This window comes from Stenotrophomonas sp. TWI809, assembly GCF_039673205.1.
Lineage (GTDB): Bacteria > Pseudomonadota > Gammaproteobacteria > Xanthomonadales > Xanthomonadaceae > Stenotrophomonas.
Map to the genome: position 1 here is coordinate 1 of NZ_JBDJLE010000042.1, position 14,546 is coordinate 14,546.

Below are 14,546 nucleotides of genomic sequence, written 5' to 3' on the forward strand. Positions count from 1 at the left end.
GCTCTCCTTTTCGGCTGGCAATCACGAGAGCCGGCCAGCGGCCGGCACTACCGGGTTTACGTGCTGCGCCGACCAACGGTCGGCGCCTACCGCGTCACTGACGAACGACCGGGTCAGGCAGGAACCGACCACGCCAGGCAGGAACGACCGGGCCGGGTAGGAACCGACCGTTGGTCGGTTCGCCCTTACGCCACGATCAACCCGAATGACGCCAACGCGGCCGCCGCCTGCCGCTGTGAAATCACCGCTTTCTTGAACAGCTTGGCGTCCATCACGTTGAGCCCGCTGATGTCGGTGCCGCGCAGGTCGGCGCCTTCAAAGCGCGTCAACCGCGTCTGTGCATTGCGCAGGCTGCCGCCGTTGAACACCGCATCGCGGAAATCGCAGCCGGACAGCTCGGCCTCGGAGAAATCCATGCCCTCCAGCTGCGCCTTGCGGAAGGACATCCCGCGCAGGTCCGCGCTGACCAGCAGGCAATCGCGGAATTCCAGCGCCCAGCCGGTCACTTCCTGCAGGTGCGCGCCCGTCAGCTTGCAGTCCTGGAACTGCACCGAGGACAGCGTTGCCCGGCGCCAGTGACTGTTGTTCAGATCGCAGTGCGAGAAACGCGCATCGCTGAGCAGTGCCGAGCTGAAATCGCATTGGCTGCCGCGGCACTTCGTCCACTGGCTTTCTTCCAGTGAGGCCGCCAGCCAGCTCGCGCCGGTGACCGAGCACTGATGGAACTGGTACCCATCCATGTCCAGCCGCGAGAAGTCGCCATGATCGAACGTGCAGTTCTCGAACACGGCTGCCCGCGGATGCGCGGCGATGATGGCCTGCATGCGCTCGCGGGTGAGGGTTTCATCGCGGAAGGTGACAGTGTTCATGCGTCCATTCTGGGTGATGGGCGGCGCAGGCGGCAGTCTTGAAGGCAGCGGCGGAGTGTGTACAGCGTCACCGGCGCGCATGCCGATGTTCGGACCGACGTAGAGCCGACCGTTGGTCGGCTGCCGTTGATGTCGACCCGTGGGGCGACACGTGCAGCCGACCAACGGTCGGCTCTACCGGGTGGGGCGACACGTGCAGCCGACCAACGGTCGGCTCTACCGGGTGGGGCGGAAATTTCGGGTATCCGGCGTCAGCCGAAGGTCCAGAACGGCGCTTTGATCCGCTCGCGCCAGTACGTTTCCCCGGCCAGGTAGAACTTCTGCGCGTAGGCCTTGGCGAACCAACCTGCGGCCGCGTCCAGATCACGTGTCACGCCGGCGCGGCCGCGGCCCAGCAGCAGGCCGCTGAAATACTGCCCGTACACATTGCCCTGGTCGGCCGCCAGCCGATACCAGCGCAGCGCCTCGATACCATCGCGCGGCAGGCCCATCCCGAGTTCGTACATCGCGCCCAGATCCACCTGGGCGTCGGCATCACCGCGCTGCGCACGCCGCTGGATGTCGACGACCAGCGGATGCAGGCTGCCCTCCGGCTGCGCGGCGATCGCCTGCGGCAGCCGCGAGGATTCGGACGGCATGTGGTGGTAGATGGTCGCGCGCAGGTCCCAACGCAGCGCGCTGGCCGCCTCACCGCGTTCGCGATGGAACCTGGCCAGCATCAGCATCGCCATCGGGTTGCCATGCTCGGCAGCGGCGCGATACCAGCGCTCTGCCTTGCGCGGTGAGGCGCGCAGTGCAGTGCCCTGCAGGATGTTCGGGCCGGTGCCATGCAGCAGCTCACCGTGGGTCCAGATCCGGCCCAGGGCCTCTTCGGCCTGGGGGTTGTGGAAGTTCCACGGGGTGACGGCGGCGGCACGTTCGTACCAGGTCACGGCGCGCGGGTCGTTGAAGGTCTCGTAGGTCCTGGCGGCCTCCCAGGCACTGTCGAAGCTGCCATCGGCCGCCTTGGTCTCGATCGACTGCACGATGCTCGCAGGCGTCCGTGACGGGGCGCTGCTGCAGGCGATGAGAGAAAGGGCCAGGGCGATGCCGCCCAGGCGTGTAGCGATGCGTCCAATGCGAGCGGTCATGCCAGCCAGGGGGGTGCAGAAGGACCGTGATTATCGCCCGGCCCCGGAGCGCGGGGTTGTCCGCGGCGGTCGGTTTGGTTGCCATCGCAACAGTTGCACCGCCGCCCAAACCCGGTTACGGTCGGTCCATGTCCTCGTTCCCGGCCACCGCTGTCAGCAATACCAACCGCAATAATCTGCGCGCGAATAATCGTGCGCGGCCGATGCGGGACTGCGACCAGGGCTAGTACAAGCAACACGCCCGGACCCCAGAAAACCCGCATCGACCGATGCGGGTTTTTTTGTGGCCCGGGTTTACCCCTTCCGGGCCTGGGTGGCCGGTCGAATGCCTGCAATACGTGTATTCCCCCATCATCAGGAGCTGTTCCCATGTGTTCGATTTTCGGTATTTTCGGCCTCCAGGCGGGCGATGACCTCGTCGCATTGCGTCGCCATGCGCTGGACCTGTCGCAGCGCCAGCGCCATCGCGGCCCGGACTGGAGCGGGGTGTACGTCGATGACGGCGCCATCCTGGTCCACGAGCGCCTGGCCATCGTCGACCCCGCCGGTGGCTCGCAGCCGTTGCTCTCCGAAGACGACGGGCTGGCACTGGCGGTCAACGGCGAAATCTACAACCACCGCGAACTGAAGGCCGAGCTGGCCCAGCCGTACGCCTTCCAGACCGGCTCGGACTGCGAGGTGATCAACGCCCTGTACCGCGAAGACAGCCCGGCCTCGTTCCTTAACCGCCTCAACGGCATCTTCGCTTTCGCGTTGTGGGACCGCGCCGCGCAGCGCGTGCTGATCGCCCGTGATCCGATCGGCGTGGTACCGCTGTACTGGGGCCACGACAAGGACGGCCGCCTGGTGGTGGCCTCCGAGCTGAAGTCGCTGGTGGACATCTGCGCTGACGCAGCGCAGTTCCCGCCCGGCCACTGGTATGACAGCGCCACCGAGACGCTGACCCGCTACTACGAACGCCCGTGGCGCGATTACGACGCGGTCGAAGGCGTCGAGGCCGACCGCGTCGAACTGCGTGAGGCCTTCGAGCGTGCGGTGCACCGCCAGCTGATGACCGACGTGCCCTACGGTGTACTGCTCTCCGGTGGTCTGGATTCGTCGCTGGTTGCGGCGGTGGCCGCGCGTTACGCCCGCCACCGTGTCGAAGATGGTGATCAGAGTGAAGCGTGGTGGCCGCGCCTGCATTCGTTCGCGATCGGCCTGAAAGGCTCGCCGGATCTGGCCGCCGCCGCCATCGCCGCCGAAGCACTTGGCACCGTGCACCACGGCTTCGAGTACACCTTCGAAGAAGGTCTGGATGCGCTGCCGGAAGTGATCCGTCATGTAGAGACCTACGACGTCACCACCATCCGCGCCTCCACGCCGATGTTCCTGCTGGCGCGCCGGATCAAGGCGATGGGCGTGAAAATGGTGCTGTCCGGTGAGGGCAGCGACGAGATCTTCGGTGGCTACCTGTACTTCCACAAGGCGCCGAACGCGCGTGAGTTCCATGAGGAGCTGGTGCGCAAGCTCGATGCACTCAACAACTACGATTGCCTGCGCGCCAACAAGTCGATGATGGCCTGGGGCGTGGAGCCGCGCGTGCCGTTCCTGGATCGCGAGTTCCTCGATGTGGCCATGCGCATCGATGCCAAGCACAAGATGGTCGGGCAGGGCCCTGCCGGTACGCGACGTATCGAGAAGGCGGTGCTGCGCGAAGCCTTCGAAGGCTACCTGCCGGACTCGATCCTGTGGCGCCAGAAGGAGCAGTTCAGCGATGGCGTCGGCTATGGCTGGATCGACGGGCTCAAGGCACATGCCGAGGCCCAGGTCAGTGACCGTGTGATGGCCGCGGCGGACAAGCGCTTCGTGCACAACCCGCCGCAGACCAAGGAAGCCTACTTCTACCGCCACGTCTTCGAGCAGTACTTCCCGACCCAGGCGGCGGCGGAGACCGTACCGGGTGGCAAATCCATCGCATGCTCTTCGCCGGCGGCGATCGCGTGGGACGCCAGCTTTGCCGCGATGGCCGATCCCTCCGGGCGCGCCATCGCCGGCGTGCACGAGCAGGCGCTGGCCTGAGCGATGGCCACACCGCCGCGTCGTCCGCGGTGGTGTGGCGACGCGTGCAGCCCGTAGAATCGCCCCTTCAATCGATGGGGATCGGTCATGGACTCTGACACCACCGGCATGCGTCGCAGCGGCCTGGCCTGGCGCTACCTGGGCTGGGTGGCGTTGCCGCTGGTGATCGGCCTGGGCCTGGCGCGGTTTGCCGGCCCCGCCGTGACCGCGCAGGTGGCCCGTGCAGAGTCCTCGCTGGGGGGCGACTGGGCCGCGCATCTGCATGCGCCGCTCGGTCTGTTCCTGCTGCAGTTGCTGGTATTGCTGATGGTCGCCAAGGGCGCGGGCTGGCTGTTCCGTCGCCTTGGCCAGCCGGGGGTGATCGGTGAGATGGCGGCCGGCCTGATGATGGGGCCGCTGGTGCTGGGGGCCATGTTGCCGCAGGTCCACGGCGTGCTGTTCCCGCCGGCATCGCTGGGTTCGCTCGGCCTGCTCAGCCAGCTCGGCGTGCTGATGTTCCTGCTGGTGGCCGGGGCGGAGCTGGATCTGGGCGGACTGCGGGGGCGACGTCGTTTCGCCTTCGTGGTCAGCCATGCCGGTATCGCCGTGCCCTTCGTGCTGGGCGTGCTGCTCGCGATCTGGCTCTATGGTGCACACGCGCCGCCGGGCGTGGGCTTCACCGGCTTTGCGTTGTTCGTGGGTATTTCATTGAGCATCACGGCGTTCCCGGTGCTGCTGCGCATCCTGGCCGACCGGGGCATGACCGGCACGCCGCTGGGCCAGACCGCCATCGCCTGCGCCGCGCTCGGTGATGCCACCGCATGGTGCCTGCTGGCGCTGATCGTGGCCGCTGCGCAATCGCAGGGCTGGGTGCCCGCGACGATCAACCTGGTCTGCGTGGTCGCCTTCGTGGCGCTGATGCTGGGCGTGGTGCGCCCGTGGTTCTCGCGCCGGGTGATCGCGCCGGGCCAGGAAGGACGCTGGCTGCTGATCATGCTGTTGATGGCGCTGGGCTGCGCCCTGGTGACCGAGATGCTGGGCATCCACGCGCTGTTCGGCGCCTTCGCGGCCGGCGTGGCGGTGTCCGGCAACGCCACCCTGCGGCACACCGTGGCCGAGCGCGTCGAGCCGTTCGCGGTGACCTTGCTGCTGCCGCTGTTCTTCGCCATGACCGGCCTGCGCATGCGCGCCGATGCCCTGCAGGCCAGCGACCTGGTGCTGTGCCTGATCGTGATCGTGGTGGCCACGCTGGGCAAGCTGATCGGCACCTGGAGCGCAGCGCGCAGTGCCGGCATGGGCAGCCATGAGGCGTGGAAGCTCGGGGCCCTGATGAATACCCGCGGCCTGATGGAGCTGATCGTGCTCAACCTGGGCTACGAGCTGGGCTTCCTCGGCGACCGCCTGTTTGCCGTGCTGGTGATCATGGCCCTGGTAACCACGGCCATGACCGGGCCGCTGCTGAATGCGATGGAGCGGTGGAAGCGCAACTGCAACTGATTCCGATTAGATCACCGGAATTTTAGATAGGGCACCATGCGCGCATTGATTCATCAGGAGCACCCCCCATGAAAGGCAACCCGGACGTCATCGCCTGCTTGAAGGAACTGCTGCGTGGCGAGTTGGCCGCGCGCGACCAGTACTTCATCCATTCGCGCCGCTACGAAGACCAGGGCCTGTTCGCGCTCTATGAGCGCCTCAACCACGAAATGGAAGAAGAGACCCAGCACGCCGATGCGCTGCTGCGCCGGATTCTCTTCCTCGGCGGCGACCCGGACATGCGCCCGCATGGGTTCGAGCCCGGCGTGACCGTGGAAGAGATGCTGCAGAAGGACCTGGAGACCGAGTACAGCGTCCGTGACAACCTGGCCGCCGGCATGAAACTGTGCGAACAGCATCAAGACTACGTCAGCCGCGACATGCTGCTGGTGCAGTTGAAGGACACCGAAGAAGACCACGCCTGGTGGCTGGAGCAGCAGTTGGGCCTGATCAAGCGCATCGGCCTGGCGCTGTACCAGACCAGCAAGATGGATGCGAAGGGTACCGCTGCGCATTGAGTGGGTGCGTTCGGGTCTTCCGGGGAGCCGGCCAGCGGCCGGCACTACCGGTGCCACGGCATCGGGTTCCGCACGCCAGCCAGCCTTCGCCAGCCAGCGGCTGAACCCTCGTCCGCCTGCCAGCTTCTGCCAGCCAGCCGACGTTGAGACGATCAGAAAGGCCGGGGAAACCCGGCCTTTTCTGTGGGTGCAACAAAAAAACGGCCGGGTTTCCCCGGCCGTTCCGATTCACGTCAGCACCGCGACGCTTACTCCACCGCCAGCCCTTCCACCTTCTGCCAACCACGCGGCAGCAGGTGGCCACGGGTCGCGCGGGTGCCCAGGTAGGTGTCCAGATCCTTGAACGACAGGTTCATGGTGCGCTGGCCGCTGCGCACCAGCAGCGTGTTGCCCGGCGCCACCGATACCACCGCGACCACGCGCTCGGTCGCGAGCTTGGCCTTGGGGATGTCGATGATCTTGTTGCCCTTGCCCTTGTCCAGTTCCGGCAGGTCGCTGGCCGCGATCGCCAGCAGGTTGCCCGAGCTGGTCACGGCCACGATGCGATCCGTCTCCGGATTGGCCACCACGGCCGGGGTCAGCACCTTGGAGCCGGAGGTCAGGTTGAGCATCGCCTTGCCGGCCTTGTTGCGGCCGGTGAGGTTCTCGAAGCGGGTCACGAAGCCATAGCCGTGCGTGGAGGCCAGCACGAAGCGCGTGTTGTTCTCGCCACTGGCCAGGGTCATGAAGGCGCTGCCCGGCGCCGGCGAGAAGCGACCGGTCAGCGGTTCGCCGTTGCCGCGGGCCGAGGGCAGGGTGTGGATCAGGGTCGAATAGGCCCGACCCTCGCTGTCCAGGAACGCCACCTGCTGCGTGCTGCGTGCGCGCACCGAACCGAGCAGCGCATCGCCATCACGGTAGGAGAGGGTGGACGGGTCCATGTCGTGGCCCTTGGCCGCACGGATCCAGCCCTTCTCCGAGAGCACCACCGTCATCGGCTCGCTCGGCACCAGCTCGGTTTCATCGATGGCCTGCGCCGCGCCACGCTGCACCAGCGGCGAACGTCGGTCATCGCCGAACTTCTTGGCATCGGCCACCAGCTCATCGCGGATCAGCTTCTTCAGCTTGGCCTTGCTCTCCAGGATGCCGACGATCTTGTCGCGCTCCTTGGCCAGCTCGTCCTGCTCGCCGCGGATCTTCATCTCTTCCAGGCGGGCCAGCTGCTTCAGCTTGGTTTCCAGGATGTACTCGGCCTGTTCCTCGCTCAGCGCGAAGCGCGCGATCAGCGCCGGCTTGGCTTCGTCCTCGGTGCGGATGATGTGGATCACTTCATCCAGGTTGAGGAAGGCGATCAGCAAGCCATCCAACATGTGCAGGCGGCGCTCGACCTTCTGCAGGCGATGGTTGAGGCGGCGGGTCACGGTGGTGCTGCGGAACTGCAGCCACTCGCTGAGCAGGGTCTTGAGGTTCTTGACCTGCGGGCGGCCGTCCAGGCCGATCACATTGAGATTGACCCGGTAGCTGCGCTCCAGATCGGTGGTGGCGAACAGGTGGCCCATCAGCTGCTCGGCGTCCACGCGGTTGGAGCGCGGTACCAGCACCACGCGCACCGGGTTGGCGTGGTCGGACTCATCGCGGATGTCCTCCAGCCACGGCAGCTTCTTGGCGCGCATCTGCGCGGCGATCTGCTCGATCACCTTCGACGGCGACACCTGGAACGGCAGCGCATTGACCACGATGTTGCCGTTCTCCTTCAGGAAGGTGGAACGCGCCCGCACGCTGCCGTAGCCGGTCTCGTACATGGTCCGCAGATCGGCGATCGGGGTGATGATCTCGGCGAAGCTCGGATAGTCCGGGCCTTTCACGTGCTCGCACAGGTCGGTGACCGTCGCGTCGGGATCGTCGAGCAGGTGCAGCAGCGCGCTGACGATCTCGTTGAGGTTGTGCGGCGGCACGTCGGTGGCCATGCCCACGGCGATGCCAGTGGTGCCGTTGAGCAGCAGGTGCGGCAGGCGCGCCGGCATCCAGGTCGGCTCTTCCAGCGTGCCGTCGAAGTTCGGCGTCCAGTCGGTGGTGCCCTGGTTGATCTCGCCCAGCAGCACTTCGGCGATCGGGGTCAGCTTGGACTCGGTGTAGCGCATCGCCGCGAACGACTTGGGATCATCGGTCGAGCCGAAGTTGCCCTGGCCTTCGATCAGCGGGTAGCGGTACGAGAACGGCTGGGCCATCAGCACCAGTGCTTCGTAGCAGGCGCTGTCGCCATGCGGGTGGTACTTACCGATCACGTCACCGACGGTACGCGCGGACTTCTTCGGCTTGGAGGCGGCATTCAGGCCCAGCTCGCTCATCGCATAGATGATGCGGCGCTGCACCGGCTTGAGACCGTCGCCGAGGAACGGCAGTGCGCGGTCGAGCACCACGTACATCGAGTAGTCCAGGTACGCCCGTTCGGCGTACTCGCGCAGGGGCAGCTGTTCAAAGCCGTGGAACGCGGGGCGGGCAAGATCGGTCATGCGGGATTGTTACCTGTGGCAAGGGACGGCGACGGCTGTCGCCCTCGCAGGCGGATGATTATCCGGATGCGGCCGGGGATGCCAAGCCGCGTGATGGGTTCAGGGGGTGTCCGCTGCGCGCCAGATAGCGCCCGGGCGGGCTGCCGAAGTGGCGGCGGAACACGGTGACGAAGGCGCTGGGGCTGCTGAACCCCAGTTCGTGCGCGATATCGGACACGCTCTGGCCATCGGACAGCCGGCGCAGCCCCTCGGCCAGCCGGGCCTGCTGGCGCCACTGCGCGAAGCTGAGCGTGGTTTCATCGCGGAAGTGCCGGGTCAGTGTACGCGGCGACAGCCCGGCCCACCGGGCCCATTGCTCCAGGCTGCGGCCGTCGGCCGGGTCGGCGATCAGCTGCGAGGCGATCCGCAGCAGGCGCCGGTCCTGCGGCATCGGCAGGTGCATGCGCTGGCGCGGCGCATTGCGGATCTCGTCCAACAGGACCTCGATCATGTGCTGCTGGCGCAGGCTCGGCTCGGCCGCGGGCACCCATGCGGTGACGCGCAGCGAAAGCGCCTGCAGGAGATCGGAAATGGCCAGCACGCAGGGTTCGTCGGGCAGGTCACAGGCCATCGGTGCGCTCACGATCACGCCCCAGCCACGCAGCGGCCCGCAGATATCCACCGTATGCGGCTCGCCCGGCGGCATCCAGCCGGCACAGCCCGGTGGCAGCGACCAGGTGCCGTGGCGGGTGCGGGTGGTCAGCAGCCCGGCCTCCACGCAGATCAGCTGGGCGCGCCGGTGCTGGTGCCAGTCGATCTCGCGTTCCAGCCCCTTGGGGCTCTCGATGCGGAAGCCGAGCACGCCCAGCCCGTCGTCCCGTTCGAACCAGTCCAGGACCTGGTTGCGGATCATCTGGGTGGCGTCGGTCTCCAGCGCTGGCCTGAAAGTGTTATCCATTGTCCAAATTGTAATACCCGGCCAGTGGCGGGCGCCATTAAGGTAGCGACCTCCCCATTGTCCTGATTGCTGCAACACAGCATTTGGTTCCAGATTGAATATTTCTATTGAGAAATATATTTTTTGGAAGAGAATGCTCACCCATGATCTGCCCTGATGCCCATCCCCCCAGCTTCGGACTCCTGCTGCGCCAAGTGCGCGATGGCCTGGTCCGTCAGCTAGACACGTCGATGGCCGAGGAAAACCTCGGTATTGGCTTCACCCACTATCTGGGTCTGAAGGTACTCGCGGCGCGTGCCCCGTGCACCGCCAACGAGTTGGCCCAGGCCCTGGACCAGGTGCCCAGCGCGGTCACCCGCCTGCTGGACAAGCTGGAAGCCTTGGACTGCGTGCGGCGCGAGCCGCACGCCCAGGACCGACGGGCGCTGCAGATCGTGCTGACCGAGCCGGGCCGCCAGTTGTGGGCCCGCCTCAAACAGCGGGGCGACCAGACCATCGACGACGCCATGCGTGATCTGTCTCCGGACGAACGCGCGCAGCTGCTTTCCCTCATGACCCGTGTACGCGACTCACTGGTAACGCCATGACTTCCATGTTTGAACGTTCTTATTCACTGCGCCCACTGCGGCCGGTGCTGGTCTCCGCGCTGGCGCTTGCGCTGGCCGCGTGTGCCAGCAGCCGCGGCCTGGAGCCGCAGGGCCGTCTGCTGGATGCCGACAGCCTGCAGACCCAGCGCACCCTGGCCGGCAACGGCCTGAGCCAGCCCGGCTGGCCAGCCACGGACTGGTGGCGCGCGCTGGGCGATCCGCAGCTGGACGCGCTGATCGCCGAAGGCCTGCAGCGCAATCCGGGGCTGGACGCGGCCGATGCACGCCTGCGCCAGGCGCGTGCCCAGATCGGCACCGCCCGCGCCGACCGCCTGCCCAGCGTGTCCGCCTCCGGTGGCTACACCGGCGTACGCCTGCCCGAATCGATGGTCGGCGACGAGCTCGGTGGCAGCTATGCCGGCAGCGGCCAGGCCTACCTGAGCTTCAGCTACGGCATCGACCTGTGGGGTGGCAAGCGCGCCGCCTGGGAAGCGGCCGTGGACAGCGGTCATGCCGCCGAAGTGGACGCCCAGGCCGCACGCCTGAATCTCTCGGCCGCCATCGCCGAGGCGTATGCACAGCTCGGTTACGCATGGACGCTGCATGACGTGGCCAGCGAAGAACTGGCGCGCTCGCAGAAGACCCTGGACCTGACCCGTCAGCGGCGCGCCGCTGGCATCGACAGTGACCTGCAGACCCGCCAGGCCGAAGCCCGTATTCCGGCCGCGCAGCAGCAACAGCAGGCCGCGCAGCAGCAGATCGACGAAGCCCGCACCGCGCTCGCCGCGCTGGTCGGGCAGGGCCCCGACCGGGGCCTGCAGATCGTGCGCCCGCAGGTGTTGAACCCGCTGGCCCTGCAGCTGCCCGGCGTGCTGCCGAGCGAACTGCTCGGCCGTCGCCCGGACATCGTCGCCGCGCGCTGGCGCGTGGAAGCAGCCAACCGCGAGATCCACGCGGCCAAGGCCGCGTTCTATCCCAGCCTCAACCTGACCGCCCTGGGTGGCGTGGTCTCCAGTGAAGTGGACCAGCTGCTCAAGAGTGGCTCGACGTTCGCCTTCCTCGGCCCGGCACTGAGCCTGCCGATCTTCGACGGTGGCCGCCTGCGCGCCAACCTGGGCAAGACCGACGCGCAATACGACCTGGCCGTGGCTGACTACAACCAGTCCTTGCTCAACGCGCTGCGCGATGTTGCCGACCAGGTCAATGCGGTGCGCTCACTGGCCGACCAGGCCAGTGCCCAGGCCCAGGCCGTCAGCACCGCACGTGCCGCCCATGATCTGGCCGAACAGCGCTACCGCGCCGGCATCGGCAGCTACCTGGATGTGCTCAGCGTCGAAGAGCAGTTGCTGGTCTCCCAGCAGCGGCTGGCCGAACTGCAGTCGCGTCAGATCCTTGTTTCGGTCCGCCTGAGCCAGGCGTTGGGCGGTGGCTTCACCCCGACCAGCGATGCCGCCACGGTCGCCGCCACCCCCGAATCCTCGCATTCCTGAGAGTCATCCCCATGAGTCAGACCTCCGCTCCCGCTGCCGAGAAGGCAGCTCCCTCCCGTCGTGGCAAGCTGCTGCGCGGCCTGCTGGTCATCGTGGTGCTGCTGCTGGCCGCGCTGGCCCTGTGGTACTTCATGTTCGGCCGCTGGTTCGAAGAAACCGACGATGCCTACGTGCAGGGCAACCAGGTCCAGATCACCCCGCTGATCAGCGGCACCGTGGTCGGGATCAACGCCGATGACGGCATGCGCGTCGAGCGCGGCCAGCTGCTGGTCCAGCTGGACCCGGCCGACACCGAAGTGGCCCTGCAGCAGGCCGAAGCCAACCTCGCCAAGACGGTTCGCCAGGTGCGCGGTCTGTACCGCAGCGTGGAAGGGGCCCAGGCTGAATTGAACGCGCGCCAGGTCACCCTCAAGCGCGTGCGCGAGGACTTCAACCGTCGTAAGGATCTGGCCAGCAGCGGCGCGATCTCCAATGAAGAACTGGCGCACGCCCGCACCGAGCTGGCGGCTGCCGAAGCCGCCGTGGCCGGTTCGCGCGAGACCTTCGAGCAGAGCAACGCGCTGGTCGATGACACCGTGATCGCCACCCAGCCCGACGTGCAGGCTGCTGCCGCGCAGCTGCGCCAGGCCTACCTCAACAATGCCCGCGCCGGCATCGTCGCGCCGGTCACCGGTTACGTGGCGCGTCGTTCGGTGCAGGTCGGCCAGCGCGTGCAGCCGGGCAATGCCCTGATGGCCGTGGTGCCGACCGAGCAGATGTGGGTGGAAGCCAACTTCAAGGAAACCCAGCTGCGCCACATGCGCCTGGGCCAGGAAGTGGAGCTGCGTTCGGACCTGTACGGCGGCGATGTGACCTACAAGGGCCACATCGACAGCCTCGGCCTGGGCACCGGTTCGGCGTTCTCGCTGCTGCCGGCGCAGAACGCCAGCGGCAACTGGATCAAGATCGTGCAGCGCGTGCCGGTGCGCATCGCCATCGATGCCAAGCAGCTGGCCGAGCATCCGCTGCGCATCGGTCTGTCGATCAAGGCCGAAGTGAGCCTGCGTGACCAGAAGGGCACCGTGCTGCCGACCGACATCGCCAAGGGCCAGGTGTTCGATACCGACGTCTACGCCAAGCAGCTGCACAGCGCTGACGATGTGATCCACCAGATCATCCAGCGCAACCTGCCGCAGCAGGGCAAGGCGAGCTGAGGCCACCATGTCCGCACAAGCTCCCGCCGCACCGGGCGCCCCCGCGGCCCCCGGCACGGCCTTCCGGCCGGCCAACGTCGCCCTGTGCACCGCAGGCCTGGCGATGGCCTCGTTCATGCAGGTCCTGGACACCACCATCGCCAACGTCTCGTTGCCGACCATCGCCGGCAATCTCGGCGCCAGTTCGCAGCAGGCCACCTGGGTCATCACCTCGTTCGCGGTCAGCACCGCCATCGCGCTGCCGCTGACCGGCTACCTCAGCCGGCGCTTCGGCGAGACCAAGCTGTTCGTGTGGGCCACGCTGGCCTTTACGCTGGCTTCGCTGCTGTGCGGCCTGGCCCAGAGCATGGGCATGCTGGTCGTCTCACGTGCCATCCAGGGCTTCGTCGCCGGCCCGATGTACCCCATCACGCAGAGCCTGCTGGTCTCGCTCTATCCGCGCGAGAAGCGCGGGCAGGCGCTGGCGTTGCTGGCCATGATCACAGTGGTCGCGCCGATCGCCGGCCCGATCCTCGGTGGCTGGATCACTGACAACTACAGTTGGGAATGGATCTTCCTGATCAACGTGCCACTCGGCATCTTCGCGGCGCTGGTGGTGGGCAACCAGCTCAAGGGGCGCCCGGAACAGATCGAAAAGCCGAAGATGGATTACGTCGGCCTGATCACCCTGGTGATCGGCGTGGGCGCGCTGCAGCTGGTGCTCGATCTGGGCAACGACGAAGACTGGTTCAGTTCGACCAAGATCGTCGTGCTGGCCTGTGTGTCGGTGGTGGCGCTGGCGGTGTTCCTGATATGGGAACTGACCGACAAGGATCCCATCGTCGATCTGCGCCTGTTCCGGCACCGCAACTTCCGCGCCGGGACGCTGGCGATGGTGGTGGCCTACGCGGCCTTCTTCAGCGTGGCGCTGCTGATTCCGCAATGGCTGCAGCGTGACATGGGCTACACCGCGATCTGGGCCGGCCTGGCAACCGCGCCGATCGGCGTGTTGCCGGTGATCATGACGCCGTTCGTGGGCAAGTACGCCTCGCGGTTCGACATGCGCATGCTGGCCACGATCGCCTTCATCTTCCTGTCCTTCACCAGCTTCCTGCGCTCGGGCTTCAACCTGCAGGTGGACTTCGGCCACGTGGCCGGCATCCAGCTGATCATGGGTATCGGCGTGGCGTTGTTCTTCATGCCGGTGCTGCAGATCCTGCTGTCGGATCTGGACGGTCGCGAGATCGCCGCCGGTTCCGGCCTGGCCACCTTCCTGCGCACGCTGGGCGGCAGCTTCGCCGCCTCGCTGACCACGTGGCTGTGGGCACGCCGTACCCAGGAGCACCATGCGCATCTGACCGAGCACATCTCCGGTTACACCCCGGGCATGCAGGACCAGGTGACCGCGATGGGGCAGGGCGACCTGCAGCATGGCGCGGCGGCGCTCAACAACATGATCAACCACCAGGCCTCGCAGATGGGTTTCAACGACATCTTCTTCCTGCTGGGCTGGATCTTCCTGGCCATCATCGCCTTCCTGTGGCTGGCCAAGCCGCCGTTCGGTGCAGGGGCGGGCGCTGCCTCGGCCGGTGGGCACTGAGCACGTGATACGTTGAAACGAAAAACCCCGCTGAAAGGCGGGGTTTTTTTTGTTACCGGACGGTAGAAACGAAAAAACCCGCTTGCGCGGGTTTGATCATTTTCTGAGTCATGGTGCCCAGGAGAGGACTCGAACCTCCACGAAGTTGCCCCCGCTAGCACCTGAAGCTAGTGCG

Annotated in this window: 11 protein-coding genes; 7 read left to right on the forward strand and 4 right to left on the reverse strand. The window is 66.7% G+C overall.

Annotation, left to right across the window (positions count from 1 at the left end):
- Positions 1 to 185: 185 nt before the first annotated feature.
- Positions 186 to 869 (reverse strand): pentapeptide repeat-containing protein, encoded by a 684-nt coding sequence (locus tag ABE472_RS18475; RefSeq protein WP_313217733.1) that lies wholly within the window; start codon positions 867 to 869, stop codon positions 186 to 188.
- A gap of 251 nt (positions 870 to 1,120) precedes the next feature.
- A complete protein-coding gene (locus ABE472_RS18480; protein WP_346464640.1) occupies positions 1,121 to 1,999 on the reverse strand; it encodes a tetratricopeptide repeat protein in 879 nt (292 codons plus the stop codon).
- 369 nt (positions 2,000 to 2,368) lie between these two features.
- On the opposite strand from ABE472_RS18480, the gene asnB reads away from it, so the two are divergent.
- The 3 genes from asnB (at position 2,369) to bfr (ending at position 6,093) form a co-directional block, all read left to right on the forward strand.
- The gene (asnB, locus tag ABE472_RS18485; RefSeq protein WP_346464641.1) at positions 2,369 to 4,060 is read left to right on the forward strand and encodes an asparagine synthase B; all 1,692 of its coding nucleotides are present in this window, start codon (positions 2,369 to 2,371) and stop codon (positions 4,058 to 4,060) included.
- 87 nt (positions 4,061 to 4,147) lie between these two features.
- Positions 4,148 to 5,536 carry a cation:proton antiporter gene (locus ABE472_RS18490; protein WP_313211673.1) on the forward strand — a complete coding sequence of 463 codons (1,389 nt, stop codon included), beginning with the start codon at positions 4,148 to 4,150 and terminating at the stop codon, positions 5,534 to 5,536.
- A 68-nt stretch (positions 5,537 to 5,604) separates the two neighbouring features.
- Positions 5,605 to 6,093, forward strand: coding sequence for a bacterioferritin (bfr, locus tag ABE472_RS18495; protein WP_346464644.1), 489 nt, complete (start codon positions 5,605 to 5,607; stop codon positions 6,091 to 6,093).
- A 248-nt stretch (positions 6,094 to 6,341) separates the two neighbouring features.
- Here the strand turns inward: bfr and parC are convergent, their stop codons facing one another.
- Positions 6,342 to 8,585 (reverse strand): DNA topoisomerase IV subunit A, encoded by a 2,244-nt coding sequence (gene parC, locus ABE472_RS18500; RefSeq protein ID WP_346464645.1) that lies wholly within the window; start codon positions 8,583 to 8,585, stop codon positions 6,342 to 6,344.
- 58 nt (positions 8,586 to 8,643) lie between these two features.
- A complete protein-coding gene (locus ABE472_RS18505; protein WP_346464646.1) occupies positions 8,644 to 9,522 on the reverse strand; it encodes a helix-turn-helix transcriptional regulator in 879 nt (292 codons plus the stop codon).
- 143 nt (positions 9,523 to 9,665) lie between these two features.
- On the opposite strand from ABE472_RS18505, the gene ABE472_RS18510 reads away from it, so the two are divergent.
- Genes ABE472_RS18510 through ABE472_RS18525 form a run of 4 tightly spaced genes read left to right on the forward strand, consistent with a single transcriptional unit; the run spans position 9,666 to position 14,371 of the window.
- The gene (locus tag ABE472_RS18510; RefSeq protein WP_088433075.1) at positions 9,666 to 10,109 is read left to right on the forward strand and encodes a MarR family transcriptional regulator; all 444 of its coding nucleotides are present in this window, start codon (positions 9,666 to 9,668) and stop codon (positions 10,107 to 10,109) included.
- Between the two features lie 5 nt (positions 10,110 to 10,114).
- Positions 10,115 to 11,599 carry an efflux transporter outer membrane subunit gene (locus tag ABE472_RS18515; RefSeq protein WP_346466771.1) on the forward strand — a complete coding sequence of 495 codons (1,485 nt, stop codon included), beginning with the start codon at positions 10,115 to 10,117 and terminating at the stop codon, positions 11,597 to 11,599.
- A gap of 11 nt (positions 11,600 to 11,610) precedes the next feature.
- On the forward strand, positions 11,611 to 12,792 hold the full coding sequence (gene emrA, locus ABE472_RS18520) for a multidrug efflux MFS transporter periplasmic adaptor subunit EmrA (protein WP_346466772.1): 1,182 nt from the start codon (positions 11,611 to 11,613) through the stop codon (positions 12,790 to 12,792).
- Positions 12,793 to 12,799: 7 nt separating this feature from the next.
- Positions 12,800 to 14,371 (forward strand): DHA2 family efflux MFS transporter permease subunit, encoded by a 1,572-nt coding sequence (locus ABE472_RS18525; RefSeq protein WP_121041533.1) that lies wholly within the window; start codon positions 12,800 to 12,802, stop codon positions 14,369 to 14,371.
- Positions 14,372 to 14,546 lie beyond the last annotated feature (175 nt).

What these genes read in the sequence shown, in the direction of transcription:
- asnB (WP_346464641.1), top strand. Translation starts at nt 2,369, where the DNA reads ATGTGTTCGATTTTCGGTATTTTCGGCCTCCAGGCGGGCGATGACCTC.
- ABE472_RS18515 (WP_346466771.1), top strand. Translation starts at nt 10,115, where the DNA reads ATGTTTGAACGTTCTTATTCACTGCGCCCACTGCGGCCGGTGCTGGTC.
- ABE472_RS18505 (WP_346464646.1), bottom strand. Translation starts at nt 9,522, where the DNA reads ATGGATAACACTTTCAGGCCAGCGCTGGAGACCGACGCCACCCAGATG.
- ABE472_RS18490 (WP_313211673.1), top strand. Translation starts at nt 4,148, where the DNA reads ATGGACTCTGACACCACCGGCATGCGTCGCAGCGGCCTGGCCTGGCGC.
- parC (WP_346464645.1), bottom strand. Translation starts at nt 8,585, where the DNA reads ATGACCGATCTTGCCCGCCCCGCGTTCCACGGCTTTGAACAGCTGCCC.
- ABE472_RS18475 (WP_313217733.1), bottom strand. Translation starts at nt 869, where the DNA reads ATGAACACTGTCACCTTCCGCGATGAAACCCTCACCCGCGAGCGCATG.
- bfr (WP_346464644.1), top strand. Translation starts at nt 5,605, where the DNA reads ATGAAAGGCAACCCGGACGTCATCGCCTGCTTGAAGGAACTGCTGCGT.
- ABE472_RS18510 (WP_088433075.1), top strand. Translation starts at nt 9,666, where the DNA reads ATGATCTGCCCTGATGCCCATCCCCCCAGCTTCGGACTCCTGCTGCGC.
- emrA (WP_346466772.1), top strand. Translation starts at nt 11,611, where the DNA reads ATGAGTCAGACCTCCGCTCCCGCTGCCGAGAAGGCAGCTCCCTCCCGT.
- ABE472_RS18480 (WP_346464640.1), bottom strand. Translation starts at nt 1,999, where the DNA reads ATGACCGCTCGCATTGGACGCATCGCTACACGCCTGGGCGGCATCGCC.
- ABE472_RS18525 (WP_121041533.1), top strand. Translation starts at nt 12,800, where the DNA reads ATGTCCGCACAAGCTCCCGCCGCACCGGGCGCCCCCGCGGCCCCCGGC.